General features: G+C 46.8%; 17 protein-coding genes. 14 read left to right on the top strand and 3 right to left on the bottom strand.

Features of this window, described 5'->3' with window-relative positions; all coding sequences use genetic code 11:
• Positions 1 to 15: 15 nt before the first annotated feature.
• From GN112_RS07555 to GN112_RS07490, 14 genes are all read left to right on the top strand, one after another.
• Positions 16 to 1,095, top strand: a complete 1,080-nt coding sequence (locus GN112_RS07555; RefSeq protein WP_155309650.1) for a glycosyltransferase family 4 protein — start codon at positions 16 to 18, stop codon at positions 1,093 to 1,095.
• 72 nt (positions 1,096 to 1,167) lie between these two features.
• A complete protein-coding gene (locus GN112_RS07550; RefSeq protein WP_155309649.1) occupies positions 1,168 to 2,130 on the top strand; it encodes a glycosyltransferase in 963 nt (320 codons plus the stop codon).
• 7 nt (positions 2,131 to 2,137) lie between these two features.
• Entirely contained in the window at positions 2,138 to 3,886 is a 1,749-nt protein-coding gene (locus GN112_RS07545) for a tetratricopeptide repeat protein (RefSeq protein WP_155309648.1), read from the top strand.
• A 45-nt stretch (positions 3,887 to 3,931) separates the two neighbouring features.
• Positions 3,932 to 4,807, top strand: coding sequence for a glycosyltransferase family 2 protein (locus GN112_RS07540; protein ID WP_155309647.1), 876 nt, complete (start codon positions 3,932 to 3,934; stop codon positions 4,805 to 4,807).
• Between the two features lie 40 nt (positions 4,808 to 4,847).
• On the top strand, positions 4,848 to 6,101 hold the full coding sequence (locus tag GN112_RS07535) for a glycosyltransferase (RefSeq protein ID WP_155309646.1): 1,254 nt from the start codon (positions 4,848 to 4,850) through the stop codon (positions 6,099 to 6,101).
• Between the two features lie 18 nt (positions 6,102 to 6,119).
• A complete protein-coding gene (locus GN112_RS35045; protein WP_155309645.1) occupies positions 6,120 to 7,496 on the top strand; it encodes a B12-binding domain-containing radical SAM protein in 1,377 nt (458 codons plus the stop codon).
• A 2-nt stretch (positions 7,497 to 7,498) separates the two neighbouring features.
• A complete protein-coding gene (locus tag GN112_RS07525) occupies positions 7,499 to 8,563 on the top strand; it encodes an NAD-dependent epimerase/dehydratase family protein (RefSeq protein WP_155314164.1) in 1,065 nt (354 codons plus the stop codon).
• 24 nt (positions 8,564 to 8,587) lie between these two features.
• Positions 8,588 to 9,667 (top strand): NAD-dependent epimerase/dehydratase family protein, encoded by a 1,080-nt coding sequence (locus tag GN112_RS07520; RefSeq protein WP_155309644.1) that lies wholly within the window; start codon positions 8,588 to 8,590, stop codon positions 9,665 to 9,667.
• 3 nt (positions 9,668 to 9,670) lie between these two features.
• Positions 9,671 to 11,281 (top strand): radical SAM protein, encoded by a 1,611-nt coding sequence (locus tag GN112_RS07515; RefSeq protein WP_155309643.1) that lies wholly within the window; start codon positions 9,671 to 9,673, stop codon positions 11,279 to 11,281.
• Between the two features lie 41 nt (positions 11,282 to 11,322).
• On the top strand, positions 11,323 to 12,138 hold the full coding sequence (locus GN112_RS07510) for a glycosyltransferase family 2 protein (RefSeq protein WP_155309642.1): 816 nt from the start codon (positions 11,323 to 11,325) through the stop codon (positions 12,136 to 12,138).
• Positions 12,104 to 13,360, top strand: a complete 1,257-nt coding sequence (locus GN112_RS07505) for a radical SAM protein (protein WP_197743285.1) — start codon at positions 12,104 to 12,106, stop codon at positions 13,358 to 13,360. The genes GN112_RS07510 and GN112_RS07505 overlap by 35 nt, the downstream gene beginning before the upstream one ends.
• A 71-nt stretch (positions 13,361 to 13,431) precedes the next feature.
• Positions 13,432 to 14,376 carry a UDP-glucuronic acid decarboxylase family protein gene (locus tag GN112_RS07500; RefSeq protein ID WP_155309641.1) on the top strand — a complete coding sequence of 315 codons (945 nt, stop codon included), beginning with the start codon at positions 13,432 to 13,434 and terminating at the stop codon, positions 14,374 to 14,376.
• A gap of 132 nt (positions 14,377 to 14,508) precedes the next feature.
• Entirely contained in the window at positions 14,509 to 15,576 is a 1,068-nt protein-coding gene (locus tag GN112_RS07495; RefSeq protein ID WP_155309640.1) for a sialidase family protein, read from the top strand.
• 81 nt (positions 15,577 to 15,657) lie between these two features.
• A complete protein-coding gene (locus GN112_RS07490; RefSeq protein WP_155309639.1) occupies positions 15,658 to 16,452 on the top strand; it encodes a hypothetical protein in 795 nt (264 codons plus the stop codon).
• A 288-nt stretch (positions 16,453 to 16,740) separates the two neighbouring features.
• Here GN112_RS07490 and GN112_RS07485 read toward each other — a convergent pair whose 3' ends face one another.
• From GN112_RS07485 to GN112_RS07475, 3 genes are read right to left on the bottom strand one after another with little or no spacing between them, the layout of a single operon-like run.
• Entirely contained in the window at positions 16,741 to 17,724 is a 984-nt protein-coding gene (locus GN112_RS07485) for a tyrosine-type recombinase/integrase (RefSeq protein ID WP_155309638.1), read from the bottom strand.
• Positions 17,715 to 18,632 carry a tyrosine-type recombinase/integrase gene (locus GN112_RS07480; protein WP_155309637.1) on the bottom strand — a complete coding sequence of 306 codons (918 nt, stop codon included), beginning with the start codon at positions 18,630 to 18,632 and terminating at the stop codon, positions 17,715 to 17,717. Before GN112_RS07480 ends, GN112_RS07485 begins: the two co-directional genes overlap by 10 nt.
• Positions 18,629 to 19,504, bottom strand: a complete 876-nt coding sequence (locus GN112_RS07475) for a tyrosine-type recombinase/integrase (RefSeq protein ID WP_155309636.1) — start codon at positions 19,502 to 19,504, stop codon at positions 18,629 to 18,631. The genes GN112_RS07480 and GN112_RS07475 overlap by 4 nt, the downstream gene beginning before the upstream one ends.
• Positions 19,505 to 19,697 lie beyond the last annotated feature (193 nt).

Here is a 19,697-nt window from a genome sequence, read left to right as displayed (position 1 = left end):
CGAACGTTTGTAGTAATGAGCAAACCACTGCACATTTGGTATGATGGCGTGATATGGTCTCGTCAGACGATGGGCGGCGTTAATAGATATTTTGCCAGAATCATTGACGGGCTGTCGGAAGATATCTTTCCTACACTGACGGTGGAATGTCTGCGGGATATCAATTTCCCGGGTAATCCCAAGCTGCATGTGGTTCCCTGCACAAGGAAAGGCAAAGAAGCCGTACGTTGGATCGATTGCGACATCTTTCATCCGACATACTTTGAGATGCTTTCCTATGGGGATATTCTTCAGGCAAGGGCTCCGGTTGTGCTGACGGTCCATGACACCCTGCACGAGCTGTATCCTGAGCTGGCCGATCCCGATGGTGAACAACGGGCGTGGAAAAAGCGACTTATCCCTGCCGTTGACCATATCATCTGTGTTTCCGAGAACACGAAGAAAGATGTTATGAAAATATTCGGTGTTCCTTCGGATCGGATTGACGTTGTGTATCATGCGTCGGATTTGTCATGGGCAAAGTGCGAACCTGTGCTACGTCAGAATAACGCACCCTATTTTCTGTATGTCGGCCATCGATATTGTTACAAGAACGTGCCGCGACTACTCCAGGCCATTTCCACAATCCGCAGTGGGTTTCCTGGGGTCCAACTGATTTTCACCGGCGATCCGTTTACGGACAAAGAGCTTCAGATGATGGCAGCCCTCGGACTATCCGAAGCGGTGCAACATGTCGGAAGGGTCTCTGACCCGCAGTTGGCGGGGCTTTATTACGAAGCAGTCGCTTTGGTATATCCATCTCTATATGAAGGCTTCGGCCTTCCTGTATTGGAAGCCATGAGTTGTAAATGCCCGGTGATTGCATCCAACAGTTCAAGCATCCCGGAAGTCGCAGGCGATGCCGGCTTGCTTATTGATCCTCTGGAGACAGATGCCTTGGCAGATGCCATGAAGCGCGTGCTTGCAAATCCTGCCTTGCGGGCAAAGATGGTGGATCGAGGTTTGCAGAGATCTCGGCTTTTTTCATGGGAGAAGGCCGTCGAAAAGACCATTTCTGTTTACCAGCGCCTCGCAGCTACAAGATATCTTGCATGACCGATTTTTTGGAGATTATCAGCCCCAGGAAATTGGTTTTTAGCCGAATACATTTTCTACCCATAATTGATCATGATGCAACAAGATACTACTAAGACCTCTCCGACCGTTACGGTTCTCATGAGTGCTTATGGAGTGGATGCGTTTTTGCATCAGGCGGTCGAAAGCGTTTTATGCCAAGACTACGAAGATTTCGAATTCCTGATCATTGACGATGCCTCACCGCAGGATATAGCGACCGAACTGAAATGCTATGGTGATTTACGTATGAAGATCGTGCGCAACGAGTACAACCTGGGGCTTACACGATCTTTAAACAAGGGGCTGCAGATGGCCTGCGGTCGCTATATCGCCCGCATGGATGCAGATGATATCAGCCTTCCACAGCGATTGAAAATTCAGGTAAATTATATGGAAAAACATCCTGAAATCGGTTTATTGGGCGGTCAGGCAGACTGCATTGATGGCGATGGAAATATCGTTTTTCAGGAACGCCATCCTACAGATGAGCTGCTTCTTCGGTGGCTTTTGTTGTTCATTAACCCATTCTGGCATTCGAGTATTATGCTGCGGGCCAGTGTCTTGAAGCTTATTGGAGGCTACAACAATTGCGTGCGATATGCTCAGGATTACGACTTGTGGCATCGTCTTGCACCACATACTCGATTTGCTCAGCTCTGTGAGCCTGTCATCCTTTACCGCATACAGGGAAAAAGCATTACATCGTCGTGTGGTCGCGAACAGGAAGCTATCGCGCTAAACATTATACGCAATGCGCTGCAAATTCTAAAATGCAATGATATGGTTGATGATGATATTAGAGGAGTTCGAGAAATACTTATTAATCTGCCAGCATGTCATGCAAATGAAAAAAGTATAAAAATAATGTGTTCGAGTATTGGTATGTTCGCAAAATTCCATAAATTAACGTTTGACCATGAACTTGCCATAAAAAATTATGCCAAAAAAAAGATGCATGTATTTTTGAGAAACAACCAGATAAGTTTAGATAAAAGTAAAGACTCGGGGATATAATTCGCATATGGCACGAATAGTTAAAAAACCTTCTAAAGATAAAATCAATGTGTTTGTATTTGATCATATTTTTAAGTGTGCAGGTACTTCTGTTGCGCAGATGCTTCACAGTTCAAAAGTGCATACTTGTCATTTGCCAACTGCTTCAAGCCTTATAAGAATCGAAGATTCCCTTTACGGAATGAAACCTGGAGATAAAGTTTTTTTATATGGTCATAAAACATGGGGAGTCCATGAGCAATTGTCCGATCATTACAATGTTATATATTTTACTCTGTTACGTAACCCGATAAAGCTTGCGCTTTCAACATATGGTTACCGAGTTAATACCTACGAAATTGAGAAGATAACAGTTGACGAATATTTAGCTACATACACATTTAATAAGATGGTAGGGCATCTTGGAGGCAGTCTGAAAAATGCTCAAGAAAGAATTGAAAAATATGCAATAGTTGGTGTGGTCGAAAAAATTAATGATTTTATTTCTATTCTTTCGAATTTAACAGGAACTATTTTCAATAAAAAATTTCAGCTTAACGTGACGTCAAAATCATTCCATCCGGATTCTAAAATAATAGAATATGTCAATGAAAAAGGAGGAGATGATTTTGAACTATATGCCTATAAGTCAGATACAAAATCAAGTTGTTTTTTGGTTACGGATGCCGTTAGTGAGGAAAAAGTAATCAGAGCGTATACAAAAGTAGATGATAGTTTCCAGGATAAAATCAATAATCTGAATTGGGACGAAGCTAAGAAGATTATATTGAATAGCAAAAAGGATCGTTATCATAGCTTTTTTCATAAAACTAAAGCGCTGTCACAGTTTTTTAATTTGAGTCTTGATGAAGAATTTATCTTGGAAGTTATTAATTCATTAGAAGATATGGCCATTATGTGTTTATCACCTAGTTCTGTTGAAACGAAGAATGTGTTTGAAAAACTATGTATAATTGCAGAATTTTTAAATAATCATATTTTTGAAGATTACACTAGCTCAATATCGAGACGACTCCAAAATTTATTTACCTTTCTTGGGAACACAAAGTATGCAGAAGAAAATAGACTATGTGAAAAATATCACAGAAGAGCAATAGACATCTCTGACCAATTCCCTGAACCGTTATTCGCATACGGAGTTTGGTTAAGAAAGGAAGGACGGGCAAAAGAGGCTATAAGTGTTTTGGAAAGAATTAAAAATATCAATAGAGATAAACGCTTTTATACAGAATATGCAGTGACACTATACATTGCGCAAGGTCAGGATGCTCTGGACGAATATATAAGGTCAGAAAAAAAAGAGATTGAACAAGTGTTCCCTAATCTATTTAACCTGAAGACATCTCGGAGGCGTTGTTACCTTAAAGATTTTCAAAATAAAAGAATTTTAATTATCAGGTCAGGCCCTGAAATGGTATTTAATGATTTTCTAAAGAACCTTGTTGGCATTCCAATCCAATTAACTATCATGATACAAGAAAATATTTCTATTCATGATAACCCATTTGTTGAAACTGTATATCGCATACCGTCGGGACAATTTAATCCAATAGAAAATTTTGAGGGGAAAAGCCAAATACTTTCTAAAGAATTTGATTCGGTGATAATGGTAACGACTGATTATGGAAAAATAGATCGTTTGGCCAATTTTTTTGCTTTCACGAAACAGATTAAAAAAAACGAACAATATTTTTATACCATGGATAATGTTTTTCTGTCACCAGAAGAAAAATTCTGTATCAGTGATGGAAAATAACATTAGCATAATGTTACATCCAACCTTCTCCGCCAGGAATATGCTTTGATCCCAATAACTTTATACATTCCTTGTTACAATGCTGAAACTTTTTTAGAACGGGTGATTCCGGCCGTTATGGCTCAGACATATGAAATTGCCGAGGTCCTGATTGTTGATGACGGATCAACTGATCAAACCGCAGCAGTGGCTGAGGCATATATTCCAAACGCCCGATATCCTATGCGTGTCATTCGACAGCCTGAAAATCTTGGACTTGCAATTGCCAGAAATACGGCTGTAAGGGAAACATCCACCGAATTTATTGCCGCACTGGATTCAGATGTGCTCCCAGACCAAAAGTGGCTTGAGATGTTGGTTGCGGAAATGGAGGACGACGTTTCGGGCGTCGGGGGAGAGCTTCTGGAGATGTATCAAACATCGTTGCCGGATAAATGGCGCGCGATCCACATGGTGCAGCACAGAGGTCCTGATATTATCAGGAGGCCCCCTTTTTTATGGGGATGCAACACCCTTTTCCGTAAACGGGTGATCGAAGAAGCCGGACTATACAAGGAATATTGCAAAACCAATGCTGAAGATGTGAAGCTATGTGAGACGATACGGGATAAACACATATTGATTTACACTCCCCATGCCAAATGTAAACATCTTCGGCGCGATACACCGGCTTCCTTGAGAAAAAACTTTTGGAAATGGTATTATTACGGTTGTTTCGAAACGCCACACTTCAAAAAGACCATTGCTTCAAATATCCGTCATTTCAGGAGAATTTTTGGACTTATTGGAAATGATGTCGCTGACAGGGATCTAAAACTGGCTATGATGTCGTTTTCAATGCTCACCTATACGTTTATGATGGACTGGTTAGACTGGTGGCGTTTTTTTAAACAGAACAGGTGTTGTGCTGTCGCGGAATGAAAGTCAGCTGGCTCTAGGTGAGAAAAGATTGAGTTCAAGGATGATTTGGAAAAAACTGATATTCAGATTAGATGAATTATTATCGATTGTCTTTAACGTCCTGCTGCTGTTGCCGGTTTTATTGGCCGCTTTAGGACGTAAGTTGTTTTATCGTTTTGCTAAAACTGGTGGCTCATTGCCTTCACGCATGGTTTTCCTTTCAAGTGAAGGAATAAAAGTCGCGCCAACAAGGGTTCGAAGCTACCACTTCGCAAAAACCATGCAGCGTCTGGGAGAAAAAGATGCTTTCGTGTTTGCCTATTGGGATACCTTTGGCTCTTTGACTCATTTCCCTTTCCCTTTTCGTCGAATCTGGGAGGTCGAAAAGTTTTTTGTTAATTTTTTGACTCTGATTCGGCTACTTTTAAAAGGTCCTTTGATTATTATCGAGCAGCGACCTAATTACGGGTTTATTGTCCCATTGTATTTAAAACTGCTGAATGGTTCACGTGTCTTCATGGATATAGATGATTGGACTCTTGATTATCTGACTTTAAAGCCTTTGGTTCGAATTGAGGTGAGGCATCTTCTTTCCTTTTTCGGTACCTACTGCGATACATGTATTGTGTCCAGTCGAAGACTTCAGGAACGGCTGACGCGTCATTTTGAAAACATGCACCTGCTTCCCACTTACGTCGATCACCATCGATTCACCCCTGCAAAAAATGAAAAGAATAATGGGCCAGTCGTCTTTTCATGGGTGGGGACCATATTTCAGGATTTTACCCGCGACAATGTGCTTTTCATAATAGAGGCTTTTGCCGAGGCCTGTGATCTGCTGGGTGAATTTGAAAAAATTCGGTTGGATATTGTGGGCGGGGGGGATTATTACAATGCGGTTGAGAAACAGGTGAAAACCCGATTTTCCAACTATCCGATTGTAATGATTCCATGGCTTAATCCCAAGAAAATGCCTGCGTATCTGCAGTCGATTGACGTTGGTTTATATTGCCTGCTGTTACCATCCCTCTTTCAGGAGAGCAAAAGCCCCACTAAAATTTTTGAATACTATGCCTGTGCCAAGCCTGTGATATCAACTTCCTTGGGTGAGGCAAAATACTTTGTAGAAACAGAAAAAACCGGTATTCTGGCAGACTCTGTGAACGACTATGCAAATGCAATTATCCGCCTTTTTAAAGATGCCGAAATGCGAATTTCGTTGGGGCGAGAGGGGCTTTCAAGGGTTGAGCGTGAATGGAATATGGATGCAGCGTGTGCCTCTCTCAGAAAAATCGTCATGGCAACGGTGGAATAAAATGGAAAAGGGTTGAATATGAAAGTTTTTCTTGGCAATGCACCTTGGCGAAAGCCTGGTTTTTACGGAGTAAGGGCTGGTTCCAGATGGCCTCATTTTGAAGCGGACGGTTGCAGCTATATGCCGTTTCCATTTTTTTTGGCGTATGCCACCTCTCTTTTGCGTGACGACGGATTTACGCCCTTTCTGGTGGATGCCGTTGCAGAAGATATTGAGGATGAAACCTTTTTTGAACGGATCGTATCTTTCGGGCCAGATATCATTTTTTTCGAAATTTCTTCAGCTTCTTTGAATACGGATCTCAGGGTACTCCATCATGTTCGGAAGCTGATGGGAAAGGATGTCAAAATCATTTTCGGGGGCGCTCATCAGGACCTTGGAAATTCTGAGTTTCTGTCTGAAAAGCCGGAACTCGATTTTGCGTTGGGCGGTGAATATGAATTCCCTCTGCTGAGTCTGCTTCAGGCAATCAGAGACCAGACATCATTGGAAAAGGTGCCGGGACTTGCATGGCGGGATGAACGAGGAGGGGTAAGAATAAATTCCCGTGGGACTCTTCACGCAAATCTGGACGATTTCCCCTGGCCTGCACGGGATATGCTTCCCATGGCCCGGTATAATGACCGGCCGGGAGGTATTCCCGCTCCGTCTTTGCAAATCTTGGCCTCACGTGGATGTCCATTCGGATGCGTATTCTGTGCATGGCCTCAACTCATGTATGGTGGCAGCAGCTATCGGACCCGAAGTTCCAAGGATATTGTTGATGAGATCGAGTCTTGCGTGAAAACCTATGGCTCCCGTTCCTTCTACTTTGACGACGATACCTTCAACGTGGGAAAGACGCGCATCATGGACTTATGCCGGGAGATCAAATCCAGAAAATTAAATCTCCCCTGGGCGATCATGGCACGCGCCGATCAGATGGATCGAGAGCTTCTCGAAACCCTCAAGGACGCAGGTCTTCATGCATTGAAATACGGTGTGGAGTCCGGTGCCCAGGAGATACTGGATGGTGCATGCAAAGGGCTTGACCTGGAAAAAGTTGGCGAGACGATTAAAATTACGCGCGAGTTGGGGATCCAATATCATCTTACCTTTATGTTCGGTCTTCCAGGAGAGACAGAAGAAACGGCCCGGGAGACCATGGCGCTCGCCTTGGACCTGGATCCGGACAGCCTTCAATTCTCGATCGCAACCCCGTTTCCAGGCAGTCGGTTTTATGACATGCTTCTTAAAAGCGGGCATCTCTTGTCGACCAACCCGGATGAGTACGATGGTTACCATAATGCGGTGGTACGAACGGAGGCTTTGAGTCATACCGACCTCTTATCCCTTCGAAACGAGGCGGAAAATTTGTGGAAAGAACATTGCCGGCAGCGAAGGGCCAGGGAATAAAAATGATGCAGACCATATTTGTTACTGGTGGGGCTGGGTTTGTGGGGGCCTCGCTCGCGCTGCAGTTCAAGGCCCGGTACCCTCGAAATAGAGTCATTTGCATGGACAATCTTAAACGTCGGGGATCAGAACTTAATCTAATCAAGCTCAAAGCGGCCGGTATTAAATTTGTTCATGGGGATATCCGTATACCTGGCGATATCGAAGCCGCCGGCCCCTTCGATCTTATGGTGGAGTGTAGCGCCGAGCCGTCTGCCCTTGCCGGCTACGGTGGCTCACCGGACTACCTACTCTCCACCAATGTGACGGGCACTATTCACTGCCTGGAGGCCTGCCGGCGACATAGCGCAGCCCTCATTTTTCTTTCCACAAGTCGGGTGTATCCGTGGGAGCTCATTCGAAATCTTTCCTACCTCGAAACAGACACTCGGTTCGAACTTTATGATTCGGAGGGCGTTCCCGGGGTTTCTTCCGAAGGAATTAGCGAAACCTTCCCCTTGAATGGTCCGCGAACCCTTTACGGTGCCACCAAACTGGCGTCGGAATTGCTGATAACCGAATATGCGGATATGTACGGAATTAACGCTGTGGTTAACCGATGCGGTGTGTTGACCGGCCCATGGCAGATGGGCAAGGTGGATCAGGGATTCATGGCATTATGGGTCGCACGCCATTTTTTTGGTGGAAAGCTTGCCTACATCGGTTTTGGAGGCAATGGTAAGCAGGTTCGGGATGTACTTCATGTAAAAGATCTGTTCGAACTGCTTGACAGGCAGATCTCAAATCTTTCGATTCATTCCGGTGCTGTCTACAATGTGGGCGGTGGTCCAGCCATGAGCCTTTCGCTGATGGAACTGACACTATTGGTTCGAGACGCCACCGGTCAGGAGATTTTGTTCGAACGTGATATGGAGACCCGTCCTGGAGATATCCCTTGGTACATCACGGACAATCGGGCGATCACTGCTGCAACCGGATGGCAGCCCCGCACTACACCAGGAGAAATCATTCGGGAAATTACTGCCTGGATTGATGAGAACCAGGTAAGTCTAAGACACATTTTATAGTACGAACAACCTATAGAGGATCCAATGCCCATTGTTATTATAACCGGTTCAGCCGGTTTGATCGGATCGCAAACGGCAACCTTTTTTCACGAAAAGGGCTTTGACGTAATCGGTGTGGACAATAATTTGCGGAAGACCTTTTTCGGGGAGGATGCCTGCACCCTATGGAACCGCTACCGCCTGGAGCGAAATCTTTCACGGTACCGTCACATAACTGCAGATATCCGGGATACGGATGCCATCAATACCCTTTTTTCAGAGCACGGAAAAAATATTGCCTGTGTCGTTCATTGCGCGGCTCAACCCTCCCATGACTGGGCCGCCAACGATCCCTTCACTGACTTCACGGTCAATGCAAACGGGACGCTGGCCCTTCTGGAGGCGACCCGGAAGTATTGTCCGGAAGCGGCTTTCATTTTTACCTCTACAAACAAGGTCTACGGTGATACGCCCAATCGTCTGCCTCTGGTGGAACTGGAATCAAGGTGGGAACTGCATCCAGACCATCGATGGCATGCCCGGGGGATTGATGAAACCATGAGCATCGACACATCAAAACACAGCCTTTTTGGAGTCTCCAAGGTTGCGGCGGATGTGCTCGTTCAGGAGTATGGACACTATTTTGGCATGAATACGGTCTGTTTCAGGGGGGGCTGCCTGACAGGACCTGCCCATAGCGGTGCCCAGTTGCACGGTTTTCTAAACTACCTGATGCGATGTTGTGTAAGTGGCAAACCCTACTTTGTATTCGGGTACAAGGGAAAACAGGTTCGAGACAATATCCATGCATTTGATCTCGTGAATATGTTCTGGCATTACGTCCAGGATCCGAGGCCAGGAACGGTATACAATGCAGGCGGAGGCCGTCATTCCAACTGCTCCATGCTTGAAGCGATTGAAATGTGCGAGAAAATAAGTGGAAAAAAGCTCCAGTGGGAGTATCGAGAGGATAACCGGATCGGTGATCATATCTGGTGGATCAGTGATGTCTCCAAGTTCCAGGAGGATTATCCGGATTGGCATTACACCTATTCTATCATGGACATCCTTGAAGGAATATATGAGGCGCTTTCTTCCAACGATACTGCCAGAAAATCGGCCTGATTTATGACAGGTCCGAAATATCTACATTTTCAGGTTACGGAGCGTTGCAACCTCAATTGCCCCGGTTGTTACCTGCCGGCTAGGGATGGGGCGGCGTGGACCTCTGTAAACACAATTGAGGAGAGCGTTTTCAAACCCCTTGCGTCGGAAGGTGTCCGATATGTTACGCTAACCGGTGGAGAACCGCTCTTACATCCTGACTGTGTCGCCATATGTGAATCCGCATGCCGTTATTTCAGCGATGTTCAGGTGGTCTGTAACGGTACACTTCTGGATATCTCCACCTACGAGGCCCTTCGGGAGGTGGGAGTCCGGGAAATCAAGGTCTCACTTGATGGCTTGATACCCGATGTGCATAATCTCCTGCGTGGCCGGGCAGGAACCTTCGAAAAGGTTGTTGAGAATTTAAAATCCATCGTCGGCCTTCCCCTGATCCGCCGGGGAGAGATTAATCTGGGATGTATCTGTACCGTTCATCCGGAAAATGTGAAAATACTTGAATCAACCGCTGAGTTTGTCCGGACCATTGGGCTGGACAGTATGCTGTTCCAGCCGTTTCATCCATATGGCAGTCTTTACCCACCAGGAGGAAAGGTCAGCGGTGTGCACCCTCATGCGCAGAACGATTTCCTCGCTGTTTTAGACGAGCAAGTGGAGGCATTGCGGGTACTTCGAAATAGATATCCCGGATTTTTAGATAACACTCTCGCCATGTTAGACAAGTTCAAAGCGTTTTACGTGAATCCGATGGGGCCGGAGCAGGTTTGCGGCGCGGATCGTTTTGCTTTTATTGATTCAGAGCTCAATGTCAGAGGCTGCTTGTTTTGTAGGTCCCTTGGGTCGTTAAAACACAAGTCAATGACGGAGTTTCGAGAAAACAAAGTGTGGAAAAGTTTTGACAACTTCCGACTCAGATGCCGTCGTTGTCTGATGGGATGTCAGTTTGTCGATAAAGGTAAGGACTTGACAGAATTGGGATTTTCACTATTGTCAGTCGAAAAACCTGTGGAGGCCCGAGAAGTTTTCGATGCTGCTTTAGGAATGGAGTACTCGACGGAGGCGGCCCATGGTGCCGGACTGGCACGTTTTAGGAAAGGGGAACTCAATTCGGCCCAGTCCCTTTTTGAAGAGGCTTTGTTGCACAAGTCGCGGAATCTTTTTCTTCTTGGGGATCTGGGATCGGTGCTTCTTCAACAGGGGCAGTGGGACCGGTTGGCGGATATCGCCCGCCGTATCCTGACCATTTCACCGGAACATACTTTGGGATATCGGTTCAGGGGACTGATTGCGAGGCACGAGGGTCACCCTGATGAAGCCGTAAGGCTACTGCGAAGAGCAATGGAAACAGACCAAAGCAATGACAAATGGGTGTTTTTCGAATATGGTTTGGCATGCTTGGAGGCGAGGCAACTGGTGACAGCAGAAAAATATATTCGAGTGGCCATTGAAAAAGATCCTGGATTTTCCTGGTATCATTATCGGTTGGCAATGGCCCTTCGGGGGTTGGGCAGAAAAAGCGAAGCTGTCGATGCCTGCAAAGAAGCGATCCGTCTGGATTCGAGTCAAAAAGTGTTTCAAAAGTTTCTGTCGGAGCTTAACGGCACGTTGGCTTGACCTGCAACAATGTATCGGCGTTGAGGTAATTCGGAGAATCTATGCCAGTATCCATTATTGTTCCGACTTTTAACCAGGCCGATTACCTGCGGCCATGCCTAGACTCCATCTGGTTTCAGGACTACCCGGAGATAGAAATCGTTCTTGTCAATGATGGATCGACGGATGAAACCGCCCATATCATTGATGGTTTTTTACAAGACCTTAACTCAGCCCGGGTTTCCTATGCCTCGCTTTACGATGGTGAACAAAACCAGATCCGACGCGTTTTTCATTCCCGGTATCCGGAACAGGGTCGGAGACTCCACATCCTGACGCACGAAACCAATCGTGGGCTTGCGGCGGCATTGAATACCGGATTCAAGGCTTGTACCGGAGAGATGTGCACCTACGTGCCGTCGGACAATATCTGCCTGCCCACCATGGTGTCTGCGCTGGCGAGACCCCTTTCTGAAAACGCCGATTTTACCTACGCCGACATGTTCATCGTGGATGATGCCATGAATATCAAACGCAAATTTGAGCTTCCCGACTATTCCTTTAAGCGCTGTTTCGGGGACTGGTACCTGTGCGGGGTGGCCAAGATGTACCGACGGAAACTGCATGATCGCTTCGGCTATTACGATGAAAGGCTTCTTGCCCATGACCATGAGCTATTCCAACGATTCGCCATGGGAGGTGCGCGTTTTTTTCACGTGGCGCAGCCACTCATGTATGTTCGAGCCCATGATGGTGACCGGGAGGTGGAGATCCACTCGCCCACCAACTGGAATCGGCTTCTGGGAGAATCAAAGGAAATCGTTATGAAGGCAAGAGGTTTCCTTGAAACGCAACCTGGGAGTGAAAACCAGCTTTAGAAGGTGTTTTCTATCCATGCCTGATACGGATTATTATTTCCACGAACCGGGAACCCTAGGTTTAGGGGCAGTGCTTGATGTGGGGCTTCGATGCACTCACTCTTGCAGGTTCTGCTATTACAGCTTCTATACCTCGCCGGAAGATCAGTTCCTGGCACTTAGAAAGGGCAGTTTTCGGCCCATCAGTGAGTGTCTGGAAATTTTGTCTCATATTGCCGCCAATGGGTTGAAGCATGTGGATGTTACCGGGGGCGAACCCACCCTGCATCCGGGGATTGTGGAAATTGCCCGTCATGCCTCAAAACTAGGACTGGGGCTTCGTATTATTACACTGGGGCAATTCCTGATGCAAAAACGAGCCGGTGATGAAATACTCCTGCAACAGTTGTTGGACGCGGGTGTCGCAGATTTTCTTTTTTCGGTTCACGCGGTCGATGAAGCAAATTTTAAGGGATTTACCGGTGGTTCCTTGGAGAAGCTCTCCACCGCCATGTCGTATTTGAAGGGTATTGGGTTCCAATATGGAGTAAATACAGTTGTTTTTCGTGACAACCTGGATATGTTGCCTGAAATTGCCAAGATATCCGTTTCAATGGGTGCCTATATCCATAATTTCATCCTTTTTAACGCATATCATCGGTGGTCGGAAGTGCCTCAAATTGTGGAGATGCAGCCCATATACCAGGAAGTTTCAGGGCCGCTTCAGGAGGCTGTCAATATCCTCGAAAGTCGAGGGCTTGCCATCAATATTCGTTATGCGCCCCTTTGTGTGGTCCGCGGGTTGGAACGTCATGTCGTTGGGGTGACAGGCGTTTGTTTTGATCCCTACGAGTGGCGGAACCGGGCATGTAATTATGACCGTGATCCTTCATTTTGTGCAGAACCCATTGCATTGAGCACGGAGGGCGTCTTGGTGGCCCATTCAATGCAAGAGAAAAATGGGGTAACACCGGGAGGAACCCCGTTCTTCGCCATGCGCGGAGACGATTTTAAAATTTTTCCAGAGATATGTCGCTCCTGTGCGGCGCACCATGTATGTGATGGAATTGATCCCCGATATGCCGACAGGCATGGTTTGACCGCTTTCTCGCCATATTATTCGCTTGAAACCACAGGCGTATTGACTGGGGCAAGAGTTTCTTATCTTCCTCCTTTTTTCGTTAAAATGGGGCCCATGGCTGATATGCGGTCGGCGGTTATGGGTACTTTACCGAGACGATAGGCAGTATCTCCTCTATCCGCGGAAAGGAATCGATACCGCTAACGGCGTAAACCCAGGCAGGATTAGCTTCTATGAATCATTATCGGAAACGAATACTGGTAACCGGCGGAGCCGGATTTCTTGGATCACATCTCTGTGAACGGCTTTTAGCCGAAGGCCACGATGTCTTGTGCGTGGATAATTTTTACACCGGTACCAAGGAGAACATCCGGCATCTAATAAATCATCCCTGTTTTGAACTGATGCGGCATGATGTGACTTTTCCACTGTATGTGGAAATGGATGACATTTACAACCTGGCCTGTCCGGCGTCACCGATTCACTACCAGTTTGATCCGGTTCAGACCACAAAGACCAGTGTTCATGGCGCCATCAATATTCTGGGATTGGCCAAGCGGGTCAAAGCGAAAGTGCTTCAGGCGTCCACCAGTGAGGTATACGGCGATCCAAAGGTTCACCCCCAGACAGAGGATTACTGGGGACATGTGAATCCGCTCGGTGTACGGGCCTGTTATGATGAGGGAAAGCGGTGTGCCGAAACGCTCTTTTTCGACTATCACCGGCAGCACCAATTAAAGATAAAGGTTGCCAGGATTTTCAATACCTATGGTCCCAGGATGCACCCCAACGATGGAAGGGTTGTTTCAAATTTTATTCTGCAGGCGCTTCGTGGTAACCCGATCACCGTTTTCGGGGACGGCAGTCAGACACGCTCCTTCTGTTATGTGGATGATATGGTTGATGGGCTTATTCGGATGATGAACAGTCCGGACGAGTTGACGGGACCGGTGAATCTGGGCAATCCAGCTGAATTCACCATTCTGGAGCTTGCCCAGAGGATCCTTCAGTTGGTAGACTCGAAGTCAACGATCATATACCGACAGTTGCCCCAAGACGATCCGACCCAGCGTCAACCTGATATCACACTTGCAAATGAAAAATTGCAGTGGGCGCCAAAGGTGGCCCTGGAAGAGGGACTTTTAAAAACCATTGAATACTTCAAGGCATTTTCTTGAATGGGAAACAAAAATTGTTGAACGAATTGCGCCAAAAGCGTTAAGGATGGTTTCAAAATCCAAATTTTAAGTTTTCAAGAGGGGGTGGTGTTCTTGGCCCCCCATAACGATGTGGGCTAAAAAGAGTAAGTCATGTTTCATCGTCAGATCATCATAACACAGGCTCATAACGCCTACTATCATATTCCCTCTTTGGCTGTCGCGCCAGATGGCAGTGTCCTTGCCTTTTGCGAAGAACGCTGGCGATCAGCTTGCGATGATACGGGCGAATGCCACATTGTTATGAAGAAGAGTGTGGATGGTGGTGTAACCTGGGGAGAGTTGATCTATCTAAAAAGAAAAACGGATGCAAAATACCACATGGGTTCGGCGGTAACAGATCCCATTACCAACAAAGTCCTGTTGATGTGCGGCGGCGGATGGCTGGAAAGTATGGATAACGGCGGTACATGGCAAGATTGGCATCCAGTGATATATGATGCTGAAGGTGCTTCAAGGGGGAGTACCCACGGAAGCGCACCGGGCATTATTAAACAATTTGGAGATAATCGGGGGCGTATTTTGTGGCCGGCACGCACGATTGTCAGCCATGATGGGTACAATGACCGGTCCATTCCGGATCGCCAGGTAAAATGTTTCAGCACGGTCCTTTTCAGCGATGATGCAGGCGCTACCATTCATTGTTCCAAATATTTTTTGCAGGGAACAGGAGAAGCATGCCTCGCCGAACGCACCAATGGTGATCTCTATTTAAATGCGCGGGCCTATTTTAACGACAACCGGCGCAGGACGGCGATCAGCTGCGATGGAGGCACACATTTCACAGAATCTGTGCCGGACAGCCAGTTGCGGGAGATACCTCAGGGATGCAACGCCAGCATGATCCGCTATCCGGCGGAATTTTGTGGTGGTCGTGATATCCTCCTTTTTGCCAATCCGGACAGCACCGGACCCTATCGGGAGCACGGCGTACTCCATGTCAGCTTTGATGGTGGAAAAACGTGGCCGATACAAAAGGCCGTAACCCCATGGGGGGATTGGTTTGACTATTCATCCATGGCCGTAGCCAATGACGGAACCATTTTGCTGATGTACAAAACAACTCCGAATATGAAAGGACTTGCCTCATCCCCGGATGGTTGCTGTTCAATGGCCCTGGCCCGATTTGACCTTGAATGGATGGAGCTATCTTCGGCTTAAAAACAACCCAAAAAATTTGGAATTCTTTTACAAATTATACTTTGTTTTTTGACGATAGTTTGATCGCATGAAAGTAAAAAAATGAAACTACACTATTCGCAATCAATGAAATTTCATGGCCAAAGGGCAATTGATTTTTTAAATTTTGATCCCTACGATGCCGTAAGCCATAACAAAGAACCAACAATGTTTTGGCTTTATTCAAATGATGACTATAAGCATTTATTTTTGCATAAAGGCAAAAGCTATATATATTGGCATGGTATTGATGTTTTGTACCTAAAACAGAACAAGAAAAACTTGCTTCCCATTATCAGAAAGGCAGACCCTGTATGTGCCTGCCACAATGAATTGCAGCAGAATTGTTTAGCTGATATGGGAATTTACGCCTATGTCCGTCCAATATTTTGGAACGATATTAATAAGTATGCTGATAGTGGGCAAAATCTGAAAAAGAAGGTTTATATAACGTCCCATCCAAGGCGTGAGGAAGAGTATGGAGAACCAATGATAAATGCTGTTGCCGGTGCACTCCGTGATTGGACATTTCATATTTTTGGTACTAACAAATCGCTACCGGTACAGCGAAATGTTTTTTATCACGGGAATGTGCCTGAAGTAGAAATGGATGAAATAACAAAAGATTATGCCGCTACCATTCGTTGGAAACAAATCAACGGTATCCATTGGGATGGTGTCAGTCAAACAGTAATGAAAGCATTACTCAGGGGGCAAATGGCTATAACAGGTATTAAATATTATTTTACGCACCATGCTACCGGGATACATGATATAATTTCATATCTAACTATTTTTGATAAATTAAGAAACACCCTACCTAAAATCAAGCTGAATGATTTTGATTGGATCGAATAGCCAAATCTTAATGACATTGTGATAACTTTTTGGCATATTCGATAAACGACTATCTATCCTTTTTATTCTTTAGTATTAGCGAACCGCGCGGTAAGGTTTCAAGTTAGGCGCAATTGGAAAGACTGCTAAAGGAAAAGTGCATAAAGAAACGCCGATATTTACTTCCGATACTATGAATTGAGGAGAATTGCAATAAGAATATATGTCTTTTATAAATACTTCTTATAGAAAAGGACGCACTTCTCCTCTGGCATTGACTTTTTCATTTTTTAGCTTATCAGGTAAAAGCTATTCTCGTTGCACTTGGGGCTGTTGAAACGTTAATTTCAGCGCACCGTTTTTAATCAGGCGGTTCATGAATATGACCGCCGGTATCTTTTCCATGGCGCTTCTTATTTTGTCTGGTGAAGGGTGGATATAGGGCTCGGTGCTTCGGGTGGATGCATGCCCCATCAGGCTCTGAATGACCAGGATGTCTACGTCCTTGTCATTGAGATGGGACGCGAAGCTATGGCGCAGGCTGTGACAAGTGACATTGAACGGCAGCTTGAGACCTGAGGCCGCCAGGATTTTTTTAAAGTTATCCTCCATGGTACGGATGGCCAGGCGATTGCCTTTCTTGGAGATGAATAGGGCCAGGTGCCCGTCGCTTTGGTAAAATTGACCGCGCACTGCCAGCCATTCAGATACCACTTGAAAAAGTTCATCGGTAAGGCAAAGCTCCCTGTGCTTGCCGCCCTTGCCGGCGACCGACAGCTTGCGGTTTTGCAAATCCAGGTGGTCCATATTAAGATGATGCACTTCGCCGACTCTCAGTCCGGTTTGATACATCAACGCGTAGACGGCATAGTCACGGATGCTCAGCAGTGTATCCCGGCCGATGGATTTAAACAGTTGACGCATCTGATCGACGGTCAAGGCATTGGGCCGATTGCGGTAGCCTTGCCGGATTTTGAGCACATCGTAAAACGGCAGCGTGTCGGCTTCGGGCACATCCAACAACGACAAAAAGTGAGAATAACTTCTTAGTGCGAAGATTTTGCGGTTGATCGAACCGCCGCAATTGTCCCGGTCTTTTTTCAGGTGATACTGAAACTGCATCGCCGCCGGCCCGCTGATGGTTTCAAAAGGGCTGTCCCGGATAAAGGATTGAAACAGGTCCAGGTCAATCCGGTTGCTTTTGATGGTCTGCTCGCTGACCTGATAGATGGTTTGGCGATAATCGAAAAACGCGTCGATATGCTCGAAAAACTGTGTGCTGTCTACGCCCATGAAAGTCCTCCTTGCAGGCCGATCTGCTCCAGGGCCTGCTTTTTAAGCTTGTCGGACACATGGACATACACAGCGGTTTCGGCCTTGTGATCGTGGCCCAGCATAGTCTGGATGTCATCAAGGGGCACGCCGGCATGGTACATGTCGGTGGCAAAGCAGTGCCGCAGCACATGCGGGGTGATCCGCTGGGTGATGCCCGCTGTTCGGCAGCGCTCCTTGATCATTTTCCGCACACGATCGTTTGAGATGGCCGTGCCGGTATCGATGGGAAAGATCGGCACATTTTTCTGAACCGGCGACCACAGGTGTTCCAGGTGGTCGACCAGTTCGTCGTAAAGGTTATCGACCACAAATAGCGCGCGTTGCTTTTTGTTTTTTCCGCGTACACGCAGCAGGCCGATCCGGTTGTCCCCATCATGATCCGGTTCGAAGTGTACGACTTTAAGCGCGGTCAGTTCGCTGACCCTCAGTCCCAATGCCCACAGCATGGCAATGATCAGATGATCCCGGATTCCTCTCCAGCCGGATCGATCGATGGATGCGAGCAGTTTGAACACCATCGCCGGGGCTACCGGTCGATTACGCTCGCTAGTGCGGGTGCGGCGGATTTGGGGCAATTTGTCGGCCGGGTTCTTGACCACGATATTGAGTTTGACCATCAATGCAAAAAACAATCTAAGGGAACTGCGATGGTGTTCCATGCGGCTTTTGCTGACCCCGCTGTTTTTAACCTGGCCGATCCAGTCGAGGATATGTTTACCCTTGGCAAAAACGGGATCGATTCGAAGCTGCCGGCGGGCGTAATCGAAAAACGCCGTCATGCAGGCCACGTAGTTGTCCACGGTGCTGGGAGCAAACATGGCGATGTCGGTCAGTTCTTTTTTAAACTCGTCGATCGGTGCGATCATAAGGTCTCCTTGATGTATGGGTGGCTGCGCATGTACACGGCATGGCGATGCGGATTAAGATGGGCGTATTTGAGCGTGTTGCTGCGCCGGGCATGGCCCAGCACCTGTTGGCAGATATCGGTGCCGGCCACGACGTTTAACTGGGTGGCGGCGGTGTGCCTGAACAGATGGGCGTGAAGGTGCTTGCCGATACCCACGGCATCGGCAATGGCGGCAAACAGGGCTTGCAGCGACCGGGCCGACAGGCGTTTTTTGCGTTTGGATAAAAAAAGTGGGCCGCGCACCGCTTGCCGATCGGCCAGGTAGGCGTCCATCAAGGTGCATAATACCGTTGGCATGAGCATGGTCCGGGCGATGCCGCCTTTTTCCCTGACCCATAGCAACCTTGCCGTCACATCGACATCCTGGGTATTCAGGACGATAACGGCATTGGTGCGCAGCCCCAGGGTTCCGAGCAGCAAGACAATGATCAGGTTTCTCAGCCCCAATTCGCTGTCAGCGACCGAGGTGCAGTGTTCAAGGATATGTTCGTATTCGGCAGCGGTTAAAAAGCGCGGCACCGTTTTTTCGATCTTCGGATAGGCCAGATCGGTTGCGATGTTTTTCTCCACCAGCCTGTTTAACGTGAGGTAGTGGTAAAACTGGCGCAAGGCCCATATCCTGGCCTTTTTGATATGGATGGAAGGCTGTCTATAATCGGCAACGAATTGTCGAAGATGGCAATACTGGATCGAAGCGATGTCATGGATACCAGAGCGGTTGATGAAACAGTTGAACTGGTTGATTCTTAAGGAGAGGGATTCTATGGATTTATTCTTAAACCCGGCAACTTTACAATACGCGATAAACCCGCTAATCTGATTTTCGAGCATAAGGGAACCTCCATTCCAGGTTGGGGCCTGGATATAGGTTTTTGGGTGATAGGTTCCCTTATGCTTTTTCCTACATTTTCAGCAACATAAAATCTCCCACTGCGCTAACTGCGGGGTTTGTGGGTTATCTCCAAAGTTTCTATTTAATAGTAGAACTAATAAGAATGAATTCCCATCATTATTAAAATTGGTT

Origin of the sequence: Desulfosarcina ovata subsp. ovata (genome assembly GCF_009689005.1) — a bacterium.
GTDB classification, from domain to species: domain Bacteria; phylum Desulfobacterota; class Desulfobacteria; order Desulfobacterales; family Desulfosarcinaceae; genus Desulfosarcina; species Desulfosarcina ovata.
Note: the sequence above shows the minus strand (reverse complement) of the source record. Positions and strands in the feature narration are given on the sequence as shown.